A 22,858-nucleotide genomic window follows, 5' to 3' on the forward strand; every position below is an offset into this window, starting at 1 on the left:
GTTGAAGGCGACGGCCTTAAAGCGACCGTCGGCGAAACGCGGTTGTATGTAGCCGCCCTCTGGAGAGGCATTGGGATTGAAGAGGTTGCGCCACCAACCCGCGTGTTCCAAGAATTGGCGTTCCCTCCTCCGATCCCCCAATCCGCGCGCCAATTGCGACAGCGCAAAATCGGCCGTTGTGAATTCCAAAGTGTCTGCAGCGCTGCCCCAGCCCGGCGCGTCCACGGGCAAATAATGCAATTTCAGCCATTGGTCGAGTCCCGGCCGCTCGCCCACACACTGGGTCGGACACCCTTTGCGGCTGAGATCGTCGTCTGTCGGCGTCGTGGCGGCCCGCAATAGCGAGGCGAACGCTCGCCTCACATCGAAATTGCGGCCACCGAAGGCGTATATCGAGGCGATCGCCGGCGCTGATGGGTCCCCGTTCATCACTCCGGTTCGCCCAGTCAGGTGCGTCCAACGATCCCACACGCCGCCGTTCTGTTCGGCCTGATTGAGCAGCGATGCGGCAATATCGGATCCGATTGTGGGGTCGAGCCACGTCACCAGCTGCAGCTGCGAACGATAGACGTCCCAACCGGAAAAATTGGAATATTGCGCCTGCTGCGGCGCCCGCACTCGATGCACCTTGCCGTCGAAGCCCAAGTACTGGCCATTCACATCGCTATAAAGGTTTTCACCCAGAAGCACATGGTAGAGCGCCGTGTAGAACACCGTTCTCTCGTCTGGCGTGCCACCGGTTATGGCGATTTGTCCGAGCTTCCCGTTCCACGTCTCGCGCGCGGCTTGATGAACAGCCTCGAACGTGAGATTCGCCCCCGCTTCAGCGGCAAGATTGGCTCGCGCATTGGTCAGGCTTACGTAGGAAATCGCGACACGCATTTCCACATCGGAGCCAGGCGCAAATGCGATCCACGCACCGGAGCCGGTTCCGCCCGACGGAAAACCACGATCACCATAGCCCGTTCCGCCTTCCGCATCGCGCTGCCCTGGACGTATATCGGCATTGTGCCAAGAGCCACCGGCAGCAAACGGCTTGTCGAATTTCGCGACAAAGTACAGCGTGTAGTAACTCTCGCGACGGTTAGCCGAAAGATAACCACAAAAATCGCCGCTGGTGACCGATCCGGACACCTCGCCACGATCGGGATCGACATGCACTGTCGCGTTGCTGGAACCGACTGCCGAATCCGAAGTCCGAATGAGCAGGTTGGCTGGCCTACGCTGCGGATAGGACAACCGTGCAAAACCGGTTCTAAGCGTGGCACTGAGCGCAACATCAACGCCGTTATCGAGTTTCACTCGATAGTACCCAGGCGAGGCCGATTCGTCGGCGTGGCTAAACATGCTGGCATACATCGTGAACGGCGCACTGGATGGGGACAATTCCACCGGAACCGTTACGGGCATAATGGGTATGTCACCGCTGGCGCCAATGCATCCAACGCCGGACATATGTGTCAGGCTGAAGCCGCGAATACCATTCGACCGCCACTCATAGCCGCTGGGCGACGCAATCGGATACGGCAATCCTGGCAACGGCGTCCCCTCCGGACTGAACGCCAGCATGCCGAAAGGAAGAGTTGCGCCGGGGTATGTGTTGCCGCCGTTTGTGCTCCCGATAAAAGGGTTGACCTGATCGACATACGCTCCATTTGCGAGCCCTGAGAACATCGCAGCTGCGATAGCAGCCATGCCGAGTCGAACCATGTTCTTCTCCCCCATTCACCGTAGCTCAGCCGCGGCAGCCATTTCATGGCGTCCCGAGGATGCCTCAGCGGGTTCGTCCGGATATGCCACCTTGAGATGGTTCATCCAGGTGATTTTTAAGATCAGGCTGGTCACCAGCACGACCGCAAATGCAATCACCGCACGATCATACTCGCGGATCACGACATATACGGGCAACGCAACTAGCGATGTCTGCCAGACAATCCCCACGGCGACATTGAACATGTCCCGCCGAAAGTCCGGATTCGGCGAGAACGCAGGATCCTCCGCCTGCACCTTCTTGAGCACCGGCCCCCAGAAACCCCATGGGCGCGTTTTTTTGTAGAACGTCATCAGCACTCTATCGTCCTCAGGACGGCTTAGCAGTGCACCTAGAACGCAACCTCCCAAAGAGACGCAAAGAATAGCGGGAAAGCACACCAGCGCCGTCGGCAACGTCATGAAGTCGCGAATGAACGCCGGAAGTTCGGGATCAGTCGCCCAACCTGCTTGGAGGCAGGAAGGCAGAACGAAGGGCAGTACGAGCGCCGACAGGATGCCTGCCACCATGCCTCCAAAATAGCCATAACCGTTGAAACGCCACCAATGCCACTTGATCAGGTTGGCAGCAGCATAGCCGCCCCACAGTGCCGCCGTGATCCAGCCCACCACATTGTTGATAGACGTGACGAACCACCCTATCGAAATTCCGATCACCACGATGGCGATCGAAGAGGCAATGCTCAGACGTACGCACGTCTTCTCGCTGGCTTGCGGATTTATGAAGCGGCGATAAATGTCGTTGACGATATAGGGCGGCGCCGAATTCACCGTAGCTGCGAAATTCGACATGAATGCCGCAAGCAGGCCCGCCACGGTAATCCCAAGAAGGCCGGAGGGCACAAAGCGCGCCAACGCGTCAGGAAGGATCTGTTCGAAATCCATCTTGGCGCCCATCGCATTGATCGCTCCGGAATAGTAGGCAAGCGCCAGAATGGTAAGCCCGCTGACCATGAAATAACGCGGGACGTTCAGCACCACGTTCACCACCGCGCTCATCTTGCTGGCATCGCGCGGATTGCGGGTCGAGAGAATGCGTTGCATGTCGTAGTTCGGTGCCGGTCCAGCGGCAGACACCAACACTCCTTTTGACAGCAACATCATGAAAAGCAGGCCGAAAAGGCTCGAGCCGTCCTCGGCGATCTTGGCATTGGCGGCGGCGATGCGGTGCGACCAATCCAGCCCGGTGTGCCAGCTGAAGAATATGCTATCCCAACCGGCCGGCACAGCAGCGCGAATTGTTTCTGGCGATACAGTCGTCATCGCAATCACGCCGATTGCAACCGAGGCGATTGATAGCAGCACGAACTGGAGCACCTCCGTGATCACCACGCTGAACATACCGCCTTTCACTACATAGATTGCAGTGATGCCCATCAAAATCAGAGCATAGAGATTGGCGTTGATCCGCGGGTCGCTGGATATGTGCCAGGGCATAAATTCGACCGCGAACTTACCAATGCCCTTGAAGCCGTAAGTAAAGTAGCTGATCACGCAGACGAGAGCGAAGATGACCACGATGACGTGTGAAAGCTGCGCGCCGAGATTGTTGCCAAAGCGAAACTTGATCCATTCTGCGCCGGTGGTTACGCCCGAGCGTCGCAGCCATCCCGACAGATAGACCATCAGGAATATCTGGTTGAAGACGGGCCACATCCACGGAATCCAGATGCTCTTCAGGCCGTAGATAAACATCCAGTAGACGAGCAGCATGGTGCCGGCGACGTCGAACATGCCGGAGGCATTGGAGACGCCGAGGACCCACCAGGGCAGTACATTGCCTCCCAAAAAGTAGGACCGCGTATCGCGCGATGCGCGATGGGACACTCGATAGCCGACGATAACCGACGTGGCGATGAATGCGCATATGACAGCGATGTCTATGGGGCTCAACCGAAAATGACTCACGAACTCCTCCCGCTCCTGCACCTGGTGCCTAATTTTCTCAACCGCTGCGCCCGGCCCCGAGGCGATCGAGCATCTCGAAACACATTCGCGAATTGTGATACGGACATTTCCATGGCCCCGTGAGGCAGACGTCGGAATCCTCTGCCGCCCCCAATGGCGTTCCGGTGGCTGAGAGCTTCGCGTGCCATTCGCCGTGTACGCGGTCCACTACTTTGTCCCTTATGAACGCCCAGCTCCGTTGCGAAGCCTGCAAGTATTCGGCGCGTCCGGAGATTTTGAATGCATTGTAGAAGCCAACGACGGCCTCGGCTTGCGCCCACCAGTGCTTGGTGTCGTCGATGAGGTTATGCTGTGCATCGGCTTCGTTGAAAACGCCGCCATCCTCATCGACGCCGTGTCGGCTCACATTTCGAGCCAGCACCAACGCGCATTCGCGCGCTTGCCGCATGGTGTCTGCGCCGCCGAGCACTTCTGCCGCCTCGACCAGCAGCCAGCTCGTTTCGATGTCGTGCCCGTAGGATACTTGCTCGCTCACCGGTCGCCACGCTTCATCGAAGAACAAGTCGAGGTGCCCTTTGCGACCGTCGAAGACATTTGACATCACGATATGCAAGAGGCTGGAAAGCCTTTCGCGAAGCCGACCGTCGGGCCACACCCGCAGCAGGTTGGTATAGGCCTCCATCACATGAAGGTTCGTATTCATGGACTTCGGACAATTGAGATCTTTTTCGCTCAACCGGACATCGGCCAACGTGGACCAGTCCGCCGCCCGTGCCTCGAAATATCCGCCACGGACCGCATCCGCCGCGTGCATTTCAATGCAGTCGAAAAGTTGGCGCGCCAGCAGCAGACTTTCCGGCGTGCCGGTAGCACGATGATATTCTGAGAGTGCGTAGACGCCGAAGGCCTGGGCGTATATCTGCTTGTGAGGGGCCAACACCCGGCCCTCAGCGTCCAGCATCCAGTACAGGCCGCCGGTTTCGCGGTCATAGAACTGGCCGGTCACGTAACGATACGCGCGATCCGCCACCGTGCGATACCGCTCGCCTAACGCGCGCGTTGCAGCAGAGAATGCCCACAGAATGCGCGTATTCAGAACCGCCGAGCGCGGCGCGTCCGGAACAGGCCGGCCATCGGCGTCGATTGCGCCGAAAAAGCCACCTCTCTCATGGTCAACCGCCTTGTTCGCCCAAAATGAGAGGATATTGGCTTGCAATTCCGCAGCTATCTGGGACCGCCACGCATCCGAGCCGCCGGAGCGCATCACAGGATTGTTATCTGGACACATGGTGCCTTCGTTGATTTGAAGTGGGGGTCGTTAAAGCGTCATTTCAACCGCGAACGGGCCCGCAGAATGGCCACGTGATCCTGGACGACTGCGATGGTGGAACGATCACGGTCGAAAACAGAATTTGCGCCTTGCGGCTCCTGCGGAGGATCGCCCACGTAAGACGTATCGGCGGGCCTCATCACCGAATCGGGATGCTCCGCACGGCCCTCGCCGCCCCAAGCCCAGAAGTTCGTTCCGGCGAAGCAACTGTCCCTTCCGCCGGCCTCAACGCTCTCGTACACCATCCTGAAGAAGCGATCGCGGTACGTGGTGGGCACATCTGGCCCGTATCCCCCGCCATCACGCGGAAATCCGAATTCCTCAAGAACCAGAGGCTTCTTCAAGCCCGCCGCCAGTCCGACATGCGCATCGACGTAAGCACGACACTTGTTGCAGCCGGCATCGAACGTGGCGTCAACGTCATGTTGATCGATCCATCCCCAGTTCAGTGGCCACAGGTGGAAGGTCACGTAGTCGACGTTCTTGATCATGTGGGCTTTGGCAAAGCACCCAGATGAATCGAAGCAACCTTGAGTGCCTTCGCTGCCAATTGAGACGAGGTGGTTGGGATCGTGCATCTTGATGAACTCGGCGGAACGCGCCACCCAGGCATAAAACGCTTGTTCCGATGTCACCGAAGGAACGCCACCGGGCCTGGGCTCATTGGCAAGCTGCCAGCTCATAATGGCAGTATCATCGCAGTATCTTGCGCCGGTTATCGAGTTGGTGCGACGAACCAGTGCGGCGACGTACTCCTCGTAAAGAGCGATAGCCGCGGTATTGGTGTAGAACCGAGCGCTGAAGTCGGCGAACTCCGGCCAGGGATGTTTGGGATCGCCGGCATCGATGTAGTGGCCGCCGTTGGTCCAGTACTGGTATGTCGCCATGCCGCCTGACCACTCCCAGAAATTGTTGAGATAGATGACAGCCTTCATGCCGCGGCGGCCCATTTCGACCAACACGTAGTCGAGCCCCGCCAGCAACTCTTTGTTGATCGCTTGCTTCACGCCATGAAACGCAAGGGGCAGCGAATTTTTCAGTGGCGACTGCTCGGAGGCGCCGAGAATGCGCACATTGTCTATGCCGATCGCATGCAGCCGGTCGAGTTCCCGTTTGAGCCTGTCGCGATTACCAATTGCGCTAGCGGAACCAAGATAGGCACCGTACCAAAGGTTGGTGCCGACATATCTGTACCCATAGCCGTCGAGGACAAAGCGCGGTCCGTCGACACAAACAAAACCACTCTTGCCAGACACCCCGCCAAGGGCCGCTGCGCAGGTCGCCGCGGTCCCGCCAACCATCACTCCCCGCCTTGAAAGCATTGCTTGTCTTTCCGCCAATCCACGTTGTGCCGATGTTTCTGGAGCCGAAATCGCCCCATGATCGCCGGTGACGTTTGCCGTCCGCAGCATCCTCCACACGCGACCAACCATTTCTGCTCACCCGTGACCATCACGCAGACTCAAGCCTGCGACACCTGGCAACGAGCGGTTCTTTCGAATCAGCGCTACGCGTTGGCTTACACAGCTGGCCGACGTCAGCGCATCCGGAGGTGTGTTGATCACGTAGTCGATAAGCCTGGCCAGGGTCGTCGTTGCAACATGCACACGCGTGTCCGAAGAGCCATAATAGATGAAGACTTCCCCCTGGCCGTTCACAATCCAGCCGTTCGAGAACACAACGTTTGCGACATCGCCGATCCGCTCCTCGTCTTCCGGCGCAAGAAAATACCCGCCGGGTGCGTGCGTTACGATCCACGGGCGCTGCAAATCCGTCATGAACATGTAAAGGACATAACGCAAGCCGGCCGCCGTGTTTCGGACGCCATGCGCCAGATGCAACCAGCCCTGTTCCGTCTTTATCGGAGCGGGGCCCTGGCCATTCTTCACTTCCTTGATAGTGTGATAGACCTTGCCGTCGACAATTAGCTCTTCTTCGATGGCGGCTCGCGTCATATCCGCCGTAAGCCCCCAACCGATTCCCCCACCGCTACCAACGCTGATGAAGCCGTCCTGAGGGCGCGTATACAATGCATACATTCCGTTCACGAACTCGGGATGAAGAACGACATTTCGCTGCTGTCCTGAATTGCTCACCAAGTCCGGCAGTCGCTCCCAATTCGCCAGATCATGCGTTCGGGCGATACCGCATTGGGCAACGGCCGCGGAAGCGTCGCTGGGTAAGTTGTGGTCCTTTCGCTCCGTGCAGAACAATCCGTAGATCCAGCCGTCCTCGTGTTGCGTCAACCGCATGTCGTAAACATTCGTGTCCACTTCGCCGGTCCCCGGCATTTCGATCGGGTATTCCCAAAATGAGAACTCGTCGACCCCAGTCCGGCTTTGGGCTACTGCGAAGAAGGATTTCCGATCCGCCCCTTCAACCCGCACGACCAAAAGGTACTTTCCATCGCGAAAAACGGCGCCCGCGTTGAACGTGGCGTTTATCCCAAGCCGCTCCAGTAGAAACGGATTGGTCTGTGGATCGAGGTCGTAGCGCCAGAACAACGGGGTGTGTCTCGCTGTAAGCACTGGATAGTGCCAACGACGATAGATGCCATTGTATTCCACCTGAGGAACGTTTCGACGCTCGAGCAAGTTGCTGTGGCCGAGTTGAAGTGTTTCGAGTCGGTGATCGAATTCGTTCGGCATAGAAAGGACTCCGGTGCTAATTGACTTTTTCTTTGCAAACGGGCGTCGCGCTTGGTGCCGGCCGACGGTTGACGAAGCCGGCTGATACCAGAGCACGGATATTCACCGGCATTTTGTCCAGCGGGACCATACGATCCTCACGCATGAAAGCCGCCACACGAGCGGGCCGATTGCAAGCGTCGCAACTGTTTGGATATGCCCACGCGCCATTGAGGAATTCCCCTCCCCACAGCAAAGCCCACGCAGGATTTATGGCATCGACCGTCTTTCTGCTCGGCAGAAAGCCGACCTCGGACAATGCAAATGGCACGGTCCCGCCCGCCTGCTTCACGTTGGAATGGCCGTCGGTATATTTGGAACTATCAGGATCATCCTCGTATACATCGATGCCCACCACGTCCGGCTTGTTGCGACGGGGAAAATATCGGGACGCGTCGGGCACATCGCGATCGGCCGACCAGATCCAGATCAGATTGTTGAGTTTGTCCCGGCCAACCAGTTCGTCATGGAGCGCATCCCATAACTCGGGATAGGCGTTCTGCTTTCCCCACCAAAACCAACCACCGTTCATTTCGTGGTAGGGTCGAAACAAGACAACGACGCCTTTGGACTGAAGAGCGTTGAGCACCTTTGCAATGGCGTCGACGTCGGCAAGCCACAGCTGGTGTTCCCTTGTTCCCGGCGTGAGAAGGGCTTTCAGCGTTTCCGCACTCATCGGTTTTTTCACGCAATCGAAAAATTCTCCGCGGGCACAGACTTCCACTGGGTTGCGCTCATGCCAGGACATTGTCACTAAGCCGCCGGACGCTGTCTGCGCCACCGCTCGTCTAACGAGGTACGATGCGTAAGGCGGCTGAGCGATGACGTTCATCAGTTCGAGGCCGAGAATTGCCGGGCGCGTTCCGGTCATGTCAAATAACCGGTCCTGCGACGTGCAATCGAGATAAACTTCGTACTCGTTCACCTGCACTCCGGTGAGCGTCTTGTGCTGTTTCTGCAGATCGGAAATGAAGCGCAGAATTTCTGCTCGTTTGGTGGCGATTGCTGCGCCGCGCGCATGTGCTGCAGCAGGGACCATGGACGCGACCAAACAGAACAACGCCGCCCTTAGGCGCGCTAGAATATGCGGATTGGATCGGCTCATACGCATCGTTTTGCCATTGCCTGTTTTTGTCGCAACGACTTGCGAGCTACGCCGGAATCTGTGGCTGAGCGGCGACACGGTTTTGATTCCATTTGGCGAAAAACCAGATATAGCCGTAACAGAGAATCGGAATGACAAACGAAACCGTCAGTCCAATCGCGTCGGCAGCTCGAGCCTGCACCATGGGGATCAGAGCACCGCCAACGATGGCAGCGACCAAAACGCCTGAGCCGCGCCCGGTCAACGGGCCGAGACCCGAGATCGCAAGCGTGAATATGGTCGGGAACATGATCGAGTTGCACAGTCCGACCAGCAGGATGGACACCAATGACACAGATCCCGCGGTTACGATCGAAATTATGACCAGGACGATCGCAACGGTGCAGTTGACAGCGAGCACTTTTGCCGGCTGAACGAAGCGCAATAGTACTGCGCCGATCAAGAAACGGCCGACGGCGGCGCCGCCCCAATAAAAGCTCAAATAGCTCGATGCTTCCGTCGTCGTCATTTGGCTGATGTGGGGCGAAACGATATAGGGGATAAGGAAGCTGCCAATCGATACTTCAGCGCCGACGTATAAAAATATTGCCACTACTCCCAACACTAAGGCGGTGTAGCGCCACAGACTATCTTTCGTCTTCACTTCGTCGGTCGACTGCATCGGAACGTTCGGCAATCGGACGATCCACATCAGCGCCGAAAGTGCGAGCAATACCACGGCGATGCCGAGATATGGCATCTGAACGGCCCGTGCGTCGTGCACGCGGTCGGCCAGCGAAGCGACAGCTCCCCGCGCCATTGTTCCAGATCTGGTCTGCGACAGGATAAGGAGGCTACCGAACAACGGCGCAAGCAGTGTACCGACCGAATTGAACCCCTGGGCCAAGTTCAGTCGTGCCGAAGACGTTTTCTCCGGGCCGAGCACCGCCACATATGGATTTGCGGCTACCTGCAGAATGGTCATGCCTGTGGCCAGGACGAACAGCGCACACAGAAACATCGGATAAGAGGGAACCTGTGCCGCTGGCAGGAAGGTCACGCACCCCAAGCCCATCACGCCAAGTCCAATGGCGATCGCGTGGCGATACCCGACCCATTCAACCAGTTTTGCGGAAGGCAGCGACCAGACGAGATAGCTACCGAAGAACGTGAACTGGATTAACATTGTCTGTACATAATTCATTTCGAATACCGCTTTCAGATGCGGTACGAGCACGTCGTTCAGGACGGTGCAAAACCCCCACATGAAGAACAGCGACGTTACCAACCCAAGGGCGACGGTCTGCTTCGGCTTTGCGGCGGGCCCACTGACGGTCGCCTTGGCCATGGGAATGATCATACGCATAGTCCCTTCGTTTACTGCTATGAAATGCCTGATGCCACGCCATCGCGCGGCCCTCCGCCGTTGAACATTTTATCGGAGTAATTCTCCAGGTACGGAGCGGTCGCGCTGGCCTTCCCGCGTCTCCTCCCGTCGCATTCGTTGCTCATATCGCCAATGTCTCGCAGCCCCAGACAATGCCGCATTTTCAAACAGGCCAGAGACGCGCAACGCCGGACAAAATCCGCCGATGGAGGCGCGCGTCTGCTCGAGGAAAAGTGGCGCGCTTCGAGCGATGCCGCCACCAATGATGACCAAATCCGGTTGGAACGCCTGGCACAGTCCGCTCAGCACGAGCCCGAGATTGCGGCCGAACGCTTCGAATACACTTCTGACGCGAGAGTCTGCCGCCAAAGCCGAAATCTCCTTGACGGTTCTACACTGACCGAAAATCCCTTTGTAGGCATCGCAGATCGACCGTGTACTGATCACATCCTCGATCGTTCCGTCGTTCCACGGCAGATTGTAAATTTCTCCGTTGGGCGGCACGCCTTCACCATCGGTAACGATTTTGCCACTGACGGAGAATGCCGATCCGACGCCGGTGCCCAGAGTGATACCGATCACTTTTGGTTCACGTATTTCGCTGTTTTCGATCTCTCCCAACAGGAATGCGTCCGCATCATTGAGAAATAGGACATTCTCTCGCGCCATCTTAAACATCCACGAGAATTGTTCCTTCATGTTCACGCCAAAGAGCGGCTCGAGCTTGTGCTGCATGAACGAAGTGCCGTTGGCGTAGTCAAATGGATTGGGAGCCGCCATCGCAATTCCATTGATGGCACTAAGCGATTGTCCCGACCGCACAACCGCGCGTAGACCTGCTTTTTGAATTTCTTCCAACAACTCGTCGCGGCTCGCGGCTTGGATCAAGTTGGAACAGGCCACAGCGTCTTGCCAGCCGGCACCGTTGACAACAGCCGACGCGACATGGGTACCACCAAGATCGAAGGCGAGAACTGAGTCCGACATCAATGCGCTCCCAACATAGCCAACACCGTTCAGCCTCGGATTATGCTGGAGACGCCGCGTAAGCCGACATATCGAACCTCAGCGTCCCGCCGTTCACGATCGCGTTGTGATCAATCGTGCAGTTGCGATGAACTTGACCGTTCAGGGCCGTGCCACGGACAAATGGCGTATTGGCGCCGTTGCCCGGCGCTTCGATATGGAAAACCTTGTGTCCTGCCAGATGGAGCTTCACGCCCGAAAACAACGGACTTCCCAGCGTATATTCCGGCCGTCCGGGACAGACGGGATAGAAGCCGAGCGCGCTGAGAATGTACCACGCCGACATCGAGCCAGTGTCCTCATCGCCTGGAAAGCTGTCGGGGGTGTAGAGCTCGTCGAGCACTTTGCGGACCCAAAACTGCGTGCGGTCAGGACGATCGGCATGTGCGAAGATGTAAAGCAGATGATGAACGGGCTGGTTGGAATGCGCGTATTGGCCGAACGGAACGGCCGCCATTTCCGACATTTCATGGATCTCGGACCCGTAATATCCCACTTCAAATTCAGGCGAGATTGTCATCATTTCTTCAAGCATCTTCGCGGCAGCGGCCTTGCCGCCAACGGCCGCGATGAGTCCGGGGATGTCATGCGGCGCATCCCAGCGGTGCTGCCAGGCACCACCCTCGACATACGGATGGCCCCACGCGAGAGGATCAAATGGCGAAAGCCACGAGCCGTCCGCCTTCCTTCCACGCATGAACTTTACGGTCGGGTCGAACACGTTTTTCCAATTGCGTGAACGCTCCAGGAACAGCGTCTGGTCCGAATGCTTGCCAAGTGTCTTCGCCACTTGAGCGACGCAGAAATCGCAATACGCCGCGTCTACGGTCTCGGTCACGGCCTGATGCACATTCTCAACGGGCAGATAGCGATAGCGCAGGTAAAGCTCGAGCCCGACTCGTCCACGCCCGGTGCTCGGATCGCCGGGCGTGGTCGCCTGCTGCCGCATGGCCTTGTAGGCCTCAGCGAGATTATATCCGCCGATCGACTTGACGGCAGCATCGGCAAAAAGCGAGCTGACGAAGCTCCCCGTCATCGCGGCGCCATAGCCGGGAACCGGGGACTGTGGAAGCCACCCCCCCTCTCTATACGCGTTGACCCATGACTGAAGTATTTCTCCGAGTCGATCCGGCAGCAAAATTGTCATGAGCGGATACCACGCCCTGTAGACATCCCAAAAGACGTGATCCGCATACATCACGCCGGGCATCACCTTGCCGTTGAAGGCACTGAAATGGTGCATTTTGCCGTGCGCATCCGGCTCGTGCCAAATGCGCGGAAACAGGAACACACGATAGAGGCACGAATAGAACGTTCGACACTGATCGTGGCTGCCGCCCTGCACTTCGATGCGGCCGAGATGTTCGTTCCAACGCTTGCGAGCGTCTACACGGAGCGATGAAATCGATTGGCTTCCGACTTCCCGCGCCAAATTGAGCGCCGACTGCTCGAAGGAAATGAACGACGTGCCGATCCTGACTTCGATCTGGCACTTGGGCGGAAAGCGGACTACTCCGACGCGATGATCACCTACGTCCTTCACCTCGAAGCTAGTCCAAGGATGCGCGAATTCGAGGACGTAATAGGTGGCAAAGTTGTCTGGAACACCGTGCCCATGAATCGTCGACGCGAACAGGATGCGCCTATTTTCCGGATCGGTCCTGACGGCGCCGCCCTGACCCGGGATATCGAACAGCAGGCCGCGGGTTTTGTCATCCTGGGTCGCATCGAATGCGACGACGAGCATGGCACATCGTTCCGTCGGCACAAGCTCCAGTTCGGCGCGGTATCGCATCAGGAAAAGCTTGATCGAATACGGCGTCAGACGGGCATCTTCCGGTCGATACGACGATGCGCGGGTGGCAGGATCCGGCTGAGCCTCTCCGCTGAACGGAAGAAATGTCGCGTAACCGTAATCGCCAGCGGCGCCGCTCCACGGCGTGAATTGATGCGTGCACCGAATGCCCTGGATGCGGCGGTTCTCCGGCTGAAACAGCCAGGGAGAGTCGGCGCGCGACTGCAACGTCCAATGCGCCATCCCGAACGGGAGAGCCGTCAAAGGCAACGTGTTTCCCCGCGAATATTCGAACGTCGAATTCGTGCCCTGCAAAACATTTACAAGGTCGACATAGGACTGCGGACCAGTGGCGAGGTTCGCCCCATCCTGAGCAATATTCGCGGCAGCAGCTGCACCATGCAGTTCGCCCGCAAGAGTCACGCCAACCGCCACGAGGCCGGACCCCTTGAGAAAGGTTCTCCGACCCTGCTGGAACGATGTCTTTCCTGAATTGGATTCCATTGCTCTATCTCACATGCCGGTGACCGGCTTTGTGTGCCGCATCAACATCGGGATGGACTGCCGCCAAGTACGGGTTGTTCAGGTCGCAAATCTCGGGCCGTCATGCGCAGAGCCATCGATCCTGAGTCGGGTGGCAAAGCGAGACTGGCGGAGGTTCCTGGCAGGCGCGCTCTGAGCGGCATTGCCGTCAGCATCGCGCCCGCCCGAAACTTAAGAGCAGGATGATGGGGAGGGGATCATCCTGCTCTCACTTCACGCGAAGTTGGACCTAAAACTTAGCGCGAACACCCATAGTGATACGCGGCTCAAACGCGTTGTTGCCGACGACCGCGTAGGCCTGGTTGATATAGAAGCGCTTGCCTTCTCCGAGCAGGTTCGAGCCCTGCACGTAACCCTGCAACTTCGACGTAATGTTGTAGGTGGCCGAAGCGTCCAGGTAGAACGTACTCGCCTGGTATTCTTCCGCGCCGGACACGCCGCCGAAATTGTCTGCCACTGCGATCTTGGAGCGATAATTGCCAGCGACACGAAGCTCCAAGGTGTCGTCCTGGTACCAGAGCACCATATTGCTCTGATACCTGGAATTGTCCTGGAAGCCGTACGAATGGCCCAACATGTCCTTGCCGACATTGCTCGGCGAGTAAGTGAAGTTGAGTTCCATTCCGGTATTAGCCAACAGTCCCGGAAGGAAATCGAAGCCCTGCTTCCAGCCGGCTTCCGCGCCACGCAACGCCGCACCCTTGCCCTGAACTGGGCCGGTGACGGTGATGCAGGAACGCACGACACCATCGAGGTCCGGAAGATCGCAACGCTGGAAGCTGCCGCCTTTGATGAAGCTCGCGACGTCGATGTAGAACAGCTCGAGGTTCACCATGCTGTTGGCGCCCAGGTAATATTCGAGCGACATGTCATAGTTGTCGGAACGCCACGGCAGCAGATTGGGGCTGCCCGCCTCGTTGGCGCTCGAGACATGGAAAATGCCCGTTGCGCTGTCGATCGAATACCCGACGCTGAAGCCGCCGCCCCATTGGCTGAGATCCAAAAGCTGCATGTTCTTGGCATAAGCCATGCGCAGCTTCAGATCGTCCTTGAGATCGACGCTCAGGTTGACTGCCGGCAACACATCGGTAAAGGTCGTGTTGGTCTTGATCGCTGGCCCCGGAAGCGCGGACATGCCGTAAGGCAGACCCGAGCCGTTCGAGTAGTTGCTCACCCGCAAGTCGGTCTCGATGACCTTCACGCCGGCGCTCAGGCTGTAGGGGAATGCAAGGCCCTCAGGAAGATCGGTCGTGCCCGCAATATTGGCCTGAACGTAAGCGCTGCGCTGATCGAGCGACACATGGTAGGTGTCGTTCGGGTTGTCGCTGCGAACGCCGCCCGGATACAGCGAGTTGATGAACGCGATCGGATCATCCAGCACTTTCGGGTTGAGACCCCACGCGTTGATGCCGGTACCCGCCATGTTTTTGTAGTACTTGAAGTTCTTGCCGAACACGGCGGGCAAAGTGGATGCGTTCATACCCGCATAGTAGTTGGCAATGTAGTAGCCGTTCGCCGCGTCGCTGGCGGGAGTGGTCCCGTTGCCGGCAATGCAGCTCCCGGCGTTCATCTGCATATCCGACGCGATCCACTTGACGTAACATCCGGTGGAATTCGCAACGTAATTGCCAGACGCGTCTTGGGAATAGGCGCCGTGACCGCCCCACACCGGGTAGACTTCCTGGAAGCCCTCATGGTCAACCGTGCGTTGGCTGGTGCGAACGCCGAAGTCGAAGCGAACACCGGATTCGCCAAAGGTATAGTGCCCGTCAGCGCGCAGCACGAGCATGTCGGACTTGCTCTGGTTCGCCCAATCGTCCGACAGGGTGCCGATACCCCAGGCATTTTCGTTGGCCATCACCGCCGCCAGATTGTCGGACGGCTTGTACTGAACGGCACTGCCACGGAAGTCGGCGGCCATGGACGTGGCGGCCGGCGCAAGGCCGAGCGCATTGTAAACGCGGTTGCCGCCCGGAATGCCGGAAACCGGCATCACAGCCGGGAAGATGTCTGTACCGGCGGGGACCAGGCTCGGCTGATGGTTCCACTGTGAACCGTCATTGACGTAGAAGTTGATGTATCCCTTGGTATTGAAGGACGCGGCATCCGCATAGATCGCACGCACGTCACCTGTGAAATTTCCACCGTTGTCGTAATCGAGCTGGAAGTTCCAATTGCGTGACTGCGTCTTGGAAAGCGTGTTGTTGGCGGTCATCTGGGTCTGGCCGCCGTATTTGGTGGCAGCTTCGGTCCAGAAGAGTTCGCCCGTCGAATTTTCCCACCCGGCCGGCGCCGCAACACCGGTATCGTGACCGACGGTGGGAACGAAGGTGGCAGCCTGCCAATTGACATTGCTATAATCGAACATCTGGTCGCGTTCGTTTGCCACCATGTTCGTATAGAAGAAATCCATCGTCGCCCGGAGGCCCGAGCCAAGTTCGCCCTGGACGGACGCGTTGAAGCCCTGGCGGGTGCGCTCGACCATATCGACGTCGGCGTCCCAGTCCTGGAAAAACGTATAGGCGTGCGTGGCGTGGCCGTCGCCGTCGACGTCGACGTCGCACCCGGTTGCCTGGTACGGGAACGTGCCGTTCGCATTGCGCGTGCACGCCGCCGGGTTGAGGATATGCACGGCACTGGGTATCGGGTAATTGCTGTACCCGTAGCCGCTCAAGAAGCCCCTGCTGTCCGCGTTCGTTGCGGCTGCCGAATTCTCGCCTTCAAGCGCGAGAGTGCCACCGCCGTTGTAGTTGTTGGCTTCCGTCACATCGCTGTACGTGCCGGAGATCAAGATGCCCCAACGCCCGCCATTGTAAGCGACCAGACCGTTTACTTCGGGGTCCCACGAATTCGAGGTCGAGCCATGCACGGTGTCGCCCGAGACCGTAACCGTCCACCCGTCGTTGAGGTCACTCGGCCGGCGGGTTTTCAGGTTGATCGTACCGGTAATGCCCGCATTCAGTAGATTCGCAGTCGCCGATTTGATGACGTCAGCCCCGCCGAACAGCTGAGAGGGAATGTCGCCATAGTTCGGCTGCACGCCGGTGATCGAGCTGCTCGACAAAAACACTTCGCCGTTCAGCAACGAACCAACTTCCGGCAAACCGCGAATATTGACGCCGCCGCCTTCGCCACCGCTGGAACGGTCGATCTGGACGCCGGTAATGCGTTGCAGCGAATCGGCGATCGTCGTGTCTGGCAGCTTGCCGATGTCTTCGGCAACGATGCTGTCCTGAATCCCGCTCGCGCCACGCTTGAGTTCAACAGCCTTCCTCTCCGAAGCCCGGATACCGGTGACGACCACGGTTTCCATCGTCTGGGCATCTTGCGCGTACGCCGATCCGGCGGTCATGCCGAACAGCAGCGCAATAATAGAGGCTGAATTTCTTGGTGACATACCTTCCTGCTCCTCTCGTTTTTTTGGTTCGGCCGGGGAGACAACGAGCCCACCACCAACCGAACGACTGACCCTCAGGTCAGTCCCCTTCAGCATCATCTCGAGAGCAGCAATAACGTCATAATCGCCTTTAATTGCAGGCAGAACCACACCGCGAAGCTTCTCGCCGGGAGCCAGAACAGATACGCCGGCTTGGCGCGAAAACTCCTCGATCGACCTTCCAGCTTCTTCTGAGGGAATGTCGAATTGTCTAGCCTGTGCGGATGCTGGCGAGCTGCACAACACACAGACGAGCGCAATGCACCCACCTGCAGCAGCCCAGATTACTCTGGTTCCCACGCCTCCCCGCTTTAGTCCCCGCTCTTATTGACTGTTATTGCCCTCTCCTGATGCGGAGCAGAAGACGGGCGACCACCAAATTTCCCTCAGCCATTTGAGCTCGATCGACGAGATATTTTGACTTCGAGCCCACGGACCTCGACATCCAATCCCAATACTGCAGCGGCGTCCCTGGCGAACCCTATCGGATCGTGAGAGATGTAAACGCCTGTGACCGTCTTCTGGGAGACCGCAGGATCCACAATGATCCGGACATCGCTATAGCGCGCATATTCGATCGCAGCATCTTCAAGTGTTTCGTCATCGAAAGCGATTTGCCCGTGCTGCCACGCCAAATCGCGGACCACCTTTGCTGGCGGAATCGGGATGGCGCTGATGGGCGCGTTGTGCGGCGCCACCGCTTTCGTGTTAGCGCTCACGCGTAGCGGAGCCGAAGAAGAAGCGTCTGAACGCCTCAGCTCCACGACCCCCTCTTTCACAAGCACCTGTGTTGGCTTCTGCGGCAGCACCGAGACGGTAAAGCTCGTGCCAATGGCCCGAATAAGCGTGCCGTTGGCCTGGACGACGAACGGGCGGTTCCTGTTTTTTGCAACGTCGAAGAGCGCTTCGCCTTGAAGCAGGCGTATGTTACGCGCTTCAGGCGTGTACTTGACGGCAATACGGGAGCCGGTGTTGAGCGTGACCAACGAACCATCCGTCAGGGGAATTTCCCGCACCTGACCGACACCTGTCGCAAAGACCTGCTCACGACTACGCCGCCAAACATCGACACCAAAGACGCCGGCCGCCGCCAGACTTGCCGCAATCGAACCGGTCATGATGAGCCGGCGGCGGCTCCAGCCGGGAATGTCCGCTGCCGGCGTCTCCAGCAGAATGTCGCGACCGCTGCTGCACGCGCGCGATACGCGCACCATCGAGCCTTCCGCCCGGGCGTAGGCGCCCAGATGGCGTTTGTCAGCCGAAAGCCAATGCTCAAATTCCTCCTGTTGCTCGGGAGTTAGTACTCCCAAGTCCCGGAGAGCCGCCCACCTGGCTGCCTGCTGATCAACTTCCCGGCTTGTCGATGACATCTTCGCCACTACTTTCCATCGCCATAGAGGACGAATTCGCCCGATTTTTCCCTCCCCTTCCGAATAGGGCAATGAGCACGCGTACCGACTCTGTTAGGTATCTCTCGACTGACTTTTCACTGACGTTGAGCCGACGAGCCACTTCTTTCTGGGATAAGCCTTCTACGCGACGCATTATTAATGTCTGCCGGCATCTCACCGGCATGCTCGCCAATACATCAACAACAGCTTCTACTTCCTCTTGGAACTCAAGCCGTTCTTCAGCATTGGCCTCCGGTACCGGTACCGACAGGGCCTCGAGACGCCCGGTGCCCGCAATGGACACGACTCGCGAACGCCTCACATGATCGATAACGATGCCGCGAGCCGTTTGAACCGCATATTGCTTGGGATGCTTTATCGATTGCAGTGGGGGACCAGACAATATGCGGGTGTAGGTCTCTTGGATGACGTCTTCGATGTCGAGGCCGAACACCCGAATGCCCCTTAATCGGGCACGGAGTAGCGCCTCGTGCGGCAACACATTGCACGCAAGCCAAGCCGCCCGCTCACTGAGGTCATCCAACATGTCAATAGAAAATCACTGCGTATCAAATTTGCAAATACGTTTGCGGTCAACTTTGTTCAGATTCAGACAGGGTGTGGCAATATGGAAAAAGAGCCAGAATTCGCGTGAGGGATATCGCTCGATTGTTCGTCTTCTGTCGTTTTGCTCGCAATGCCGAACAACGAGCGCTGGGCGCTTGGTAGCGCTACGCGCTGGCTGTCGCTGAGGCGCACGCAGAAAGGGGTGCTTAACTCTTTAGTACGTCAAGATCGCCCCCGGGTCGTGCTCGACATTCGGACTCGGACATACGCGCGATAAGCGAAACATCGATTCCAGCTGTTGACCTCGACGCCGGCGCTGAAGGAGAACCTCCTCATCTGCTGGACACAGGATGCCTTCCGCATATCGCTGCTTGGATTTTGGGAACGGCGAAAGCTGGTCCATCAATCTGATCAGAGAACCGCTGTGACCTCATCCGGATCGTTGATCAGAGTAATTCCATTGCGGGTTGGACCTTTCAGCAAGTCCCGAACTTGCTGCTAGCTAGCTGAGCGATTCGATGGCTCCGATCGCCTCACGTTTATGCTGCGCCTATGGTGACGCCTCTGCTTCAAGTCGAGGAAGCTGATCGCGTCTTCGGGCTGAACGGGCTCGGCGGCGACGTTCCAACTAACCTTGGCAAGCCAACTTCGAGAATTCCTACCGGCCCGCCGCCAGCATGGTGGACACCATGTGGACACCACGACTAAAAGCAAAAAGGCCGCTTGCGCGGCCCTGTCGTAAGCACCTGATTTTCCTATCCACTTTGGAGCGGGCGAGGCGAATCGAACGCCCGACCCTAACCTTGGCAAGGTTATGCTCTACCCCTGAGCTACGCCCGCGTTCCAAGTGGGAGGCGGGTTATGGCCCGTCCTCGGCCAGGATTCAAGCGGCTTTTCCGCGGGGCGTAAAGCGGAAGGGGCAGAAACCGCGCGGCGGACTGACGCCCCCCGGCAAAAGGTGGATTTCCCGGGCGTCAGAGCGGGTTGGCGGGCGCCGGATCAGACCTGCCCTTCCACCAGTTTGATGAACATCTGGTGGGCGCGAGCCTGCAAATCGGCCAAACGCTGCTGCAACGCGGCGAAGCCGGGCGCATCGGCGGCGCGGGTCAACAGCAGCTTGAGCCCGGGCGTGGCGGCCTCGGGATCGAGGGTGCCGTCAAGGGCGATGCGCAACACCTGCATCAGGGCCAGCTGCAGCGCGGCGGCCTCCGTCAACACGGCGGCATCTGCAACCTGCAGATGACCGGCGGCCGTCAGCGCGTCAAGGGCGGCGAGCGTGCCTTGGTTCAGCGCCGATGGATCGGCGGGACCATAGCGCAGCTGCAGCGTCTGGGCGGTGAACTCGATATCCATCAAGCCGCCGCGGGCGTATTTCAAATCCCAGGCGCTCTTGGCGCCGATGTTCTCAGCCACCTTGCGGCGCATGGCGCTGGCATCGGCAGAGAGCTTCTCCCACGCCATCGGCTGGGCGAGCGTGCTGCGCACCACCGCCATGATCTTCGCCGCCAGCGCATCAGGCCCGGCGATGACGCGGGCGCGCGTCAGGGCGAGCCGTTCCCAGGTCCAGCTTTCGGTGGCGTGATAGCGGGTGAAGGATTCCAGGCTCACCGCCGCCGGGCCCTTGTTGCCGGTGGGGCGAAGCTGCATGTCGACGTCGTAGAGCCCGCCTTCGGCGGTCGGCACCGTCAAGGCCGCAATGAAGCGTTGCGCCAAGCGCGCATAATACTGGCTGACCGCCCACGGCTTGCCGCCGTCGGACGCTTCCACGCCGGCGGGCGCGTCATAAACGAAGATGAGATCGAGATCGCTGCCGGCGGTCATCTCGGCGCCGCCGAGCTTGCCCATGGCGATCACGGCAAACGCCCCGCCCGGGACGCGGCCGGCGGTTTCGGCGAGTTCGTCTTCGCTGCGAACGAGCAGGCCGTTGATCACGGTTTCGGCAATCGCGGCAAAGGCAGGACCGGCAGCGTTTGGCTTGGCGAGGCCCTCGATCACCTGCACCCCAACGCGGAAAATCTGTTCGTGGGCAAAGCGACGGGCGGTATCGAGCACGGCCTCGTAGCCGGCGGAGCGCGCCAGCAAGGACTGGAACTGCGTCTCCAGCTCGGCCCGCTCGGGCAGCGCCATCAGGAAGCCGGGATCGAGCAGGGCATCGAGGGTTGCGGGGGCGCGCGACAGATGCGTCGCCAGCCGCGGTGCCGAACCCATGATCGAGGCAATCAGATGGAGCAGCTCGGAGTGGGCGAGCAATAGCGAAAACAACTGCACACCCGACGGCAGGTTGGTGAGGAAACGATCGAACTGGGCGAACGCGGCATCGGGATCGGCGGTGGCGGCGAGCGCAGCCAACAGCGGCGGAATCAGCTTCGTAAGAAGCTCGCGGGCGCGCGCCGAGCGGGTCGCGCGGATGCGGCCGTGATGCCAGCCGCGGATCGCGCCGGAGACATGCGCCGGGTCCTTGAAACCCATGCGCCGCAGCGTCTCCAGGGTTTCGGGATCGTCCTCCACACCAGTGAACACCAGACTGCCGCCCTCCCCCGCCAAGGGCGCGGCGCGTTCGAACAGGCGGGCATAATGGCCCTGCACCGTCTGCAGCCGCGCCAGCAGCGCCGCACCGAAGGCGGCAACGTCGCCATAGCCGGCAAAACAGGCGGTGGCGGCGAGGTCGTGCGGATTCTTCGGCACGGTGTGGGTCTGCTCGTCATCGGTCATCTGCAGGCGATGCTCGAGGGTGCGCAAGTAACGATAGCATTCGGTCAGTTCGCCCGCGGCGGCATCGCTGACATGACCGCGGGCGCGCAACGCCTCCATCGCGCCGAGGGTGGACGGCACCCGCAACGACGGATCGCGGCCGCCGAGGATGAGCTGCTGGGTCTGGACGAAGAATTCGATCTCGCGGATGCCACCGCGGCCGAGCTTGATGTTGTGGCCGGCGACCGCGATCTCGGAATGGCCGTGAAACGCGTGAATCTGGCGCTTGATCGACTGGATGTCTTCGATGGCGGCGAAATCGAGATTCTTGCGCCAGATGAAAGGATCGAGGCAGCGCTTGAGAAAGGTGGCTGCCGCGGTGGTGTCGCCGGCGCAGGGCCGCGCCTTGATGAAGGCGGCGCGCTCCCAGTTCTGGCCCATGCCTTCGTAATAGCTTTCCGCCGCCTCAGTCGAAATCGCGATCTGGGTGGCGCCGGCATCGGGCCGAAGGCGGAGGTCGACGCGGAAGACATAGCCATCCACTGTGACGTCGGCGATCAGCTTGACGACATGCTTGATGATGTCGATGGCGGCACCGCGGGCATCATCGCGTTTCAGGAAGGGGAATTTTTCCGCCTCGTAGAAGATGACGAGATCGATGTCGGAGGAATAATTGAGTTCGAAGGCGCCGTACTTGCCCATGGCGAGAACGACGAGACCGGTGGCGGCCTCGAGGTCGGCGGCGGGCCAGCTTTCGTATTCGGTGCCGGCGGCAGCCTTCTTCAAGGCGAAGCGCAGCGCGCCCTTCACCGCCGCGTCGGCGAAACGGGTGAGGCTTCTCGTGACGTCTTCAAGCGCGAAGACTCCGGCGATATCGGCCAGCGCCACGACCAGCGCCGTCTGCCGCTTGGCTTCGCGCAACGCCTGCATCGCCACGCTCTCGCTCGGAGCGCCGGCCGCCGCAAGCGAGGCCGTGATCGCTTGCGCCAGGAGAATGTCGGGACCATCCATGAAGAGGCGCGGCAGCAACGCGTGTTCGCGCACCGCGAGGCGGGCGAGATACGGGCTGTTGCCGAAGGCGGATTCCAGAAGCGCACGGATCTCGCCGTCGGGGATGTAACCGGTTTCGGCCAACTGCTCAAACGTCCGCCCCGCGCGGGCGCGGTCGAACGGGGCTGGAAGCGAAGCGGGCGAAATCGCGAACATGGGGAGATAGTAGAGCGAATAGCGATCAAACCAAAAC

General features: G+C 59.2%; 13 protein-coding genes, 1 tRNA gene and 1 pseudogene. All 15 read right to left on the reverse strand.

What is annotated here, in order from left to right:
• Window positions 1-1,710 (reverse strand): GH92 family glycosyl hydrolase (locus AC1P6P_RS02765; protein WP_481400906.1); only part of this gene is annotated, 1,710 nt, incomplete at its 3' end.
• A 15-nt stretch (window positions 1,711-1,725) separates the two neighbouring features.
• On the reverse strand, window positions 1,726-3,678 hold the full coding sequence (locus AC1P6P_RS02770; RefSeq protein WP_481400907.1) for a sodium:solute symporter family protein: 1,953 nt from the start codon (window positions 3,676-3,678) through the stop codon (window positions 1,726-1,728).
• Window positions 3,679-3,715: 37 nt separating this feature from the next.
• Window positions 3,716-4,966, reverse strand: a complete 1,251-nt coding sequence (locus AC1P6P_RS02775) for an AGE family epimerase/isomerase (protein WP_481400908.1) — start codon at window positions 4,964-4,966, stop codon at window positions 3,716-3,718.
• Between the two features lie 38 nt (window positions 4,967-5,004).
• Entirely contained in the window at window positions 5,005-6,420 is a 1,416-nt protein-coding gene (locus tag AC1P6P_RS02780) for a glycoside hydrolase 5 family protein (RefSeq protein WP_481400909.1), read from the reverse strand.
• Window positions 6,421-6,447: 27 nt separating this feature from the next.
• Window positions 6,448-7,656, reverse strand: a complete 1,209-nt coding sequence (locus AC1P6P_RS02785) for a glycoside hydrolase family 130 protein (protein WP_481400910.1) — start codon at window positions 7,654-7,656, stop codon at window positions 6,448-6,450.
• A gap of 16 nt (window positions 7,657-7,672) precedes the next feature.
• Complete coding sequence (locus tag AC1P6P_RS02790; protein WP_481400911.1) at window positions 7,673-8,734, reverse strand: glycosyl hydrolase; 1,062 nt, start codon at window positions 8,732-8,734, stop codon at window positions 7,673-7,675.
• Between the two features lie 112 nt (window positions 8,735-8,846).
• On the reverse strand, window positions 8,847-10,139 hold the full coding sequence (locus AC1P6P_RS02795) for a sugar MFS transporter (RefSeq protein WP_481400912.1): 1,293 nt from the start codon (window positions 10,137-10,139) through the stop codon (window positions 8,847-8,849).
• A 75-nt stretch (window positions 10,140-10,214) separates the two neighbouring features.
• Complete coding sequence (locus AC1P6P_RS02800; RefSeq protein WP_481400913.1) at window positions 10,215-11,153, reverse strand: ROK family protein; 939 nt, start codon at window positions 11,151-11,153, stop codon at window positions 10,215-10,217.
• Between the two features lie 40 nt (window positions 11,154-11,193).
• A complete protein-coding gene (locus tag AC1P6P_RS02805; RefSeq protein ID WP_481400914.1) occupies window positions 11,194-13,491 on the reverse strand; it encodes a GH92 family glycosyl hydrolase in 2,298 nt (765 codons plus the stop codon).
• A gap of 268 nt (window positions 13,492-13,759) precedes the next feature.
• Entirely contained in the window at window positions 13,760-17,266 is a 3,507-nt protein-coding gene (locus AC1P6P_RS02810; protein WP_481400915.1) for a TonB-dependent receptor, read from the reverse strand.
• 86 nt (window positions 17,267-17,352) lie between these two features.
• Window positions 17,353-18,180 (reverse strand): FecR family protein, encoded by an 828-nt coding sequence (locus AC1P6P_RS02815; protein WP_481400933.1) that lies wholly within the window; start codon window positions 18,178-18,180, stop codon window positions 17,353-17,355.
• Between the two features lie 18 nt (window positions 18,181-18,198).
• Window positions 18,199-18,336, reverse strand: a pseudogene (locus AC1P6P_RS02820) (FecR/PupR family sigma factor regulator); the annotation flags it as partial.
• Window positions 18,311-18,904 (reverse strand): sigma-70 family RNA polymerase sigma factor, encoded by a 594-nt coding sequence (locus AC1P6P_RS02825; RefSeq protein ID WP_481400916.1) that lies wholly within the window; start codon window positions 18,902-18,904, stop codon window positions 18,311-18,313. The pseudogene AC1P6P_RS02820 and the gene AC1P6P_RS02825, both read right to left, overlap by 26 nt.
• A gap of 785 nt (window positions 18,905-19,689) precedes the next feature.
• Window positions 19,690-19,764, reverse strand: a tRNA-Gly gene (locus tag AC1P6P_RS02830).
• Between the two features lie 159 nt (window positions 19,765-19,923).
• On the reverse strand, window positions 19,924-22,821 hold the full coding sequence (locus AC1P6P_RS02835) for a bifunctional [glutamine synthetase] adenylyltransferase/[glutamine synthetase]-adenylyl-L-tyrosine phosphorylase (protein ID WP_481400917.1): 2,898 nt from the start codon (window positions 22,819-22,821) through the stop codon (window positions 19,924-19,926).
• Window positions 22,822-22,858: the final 37 nt, after the last annotated feature.

Source organism: Rhizomicrobium sp. (genome assembly GCF_056722145.1).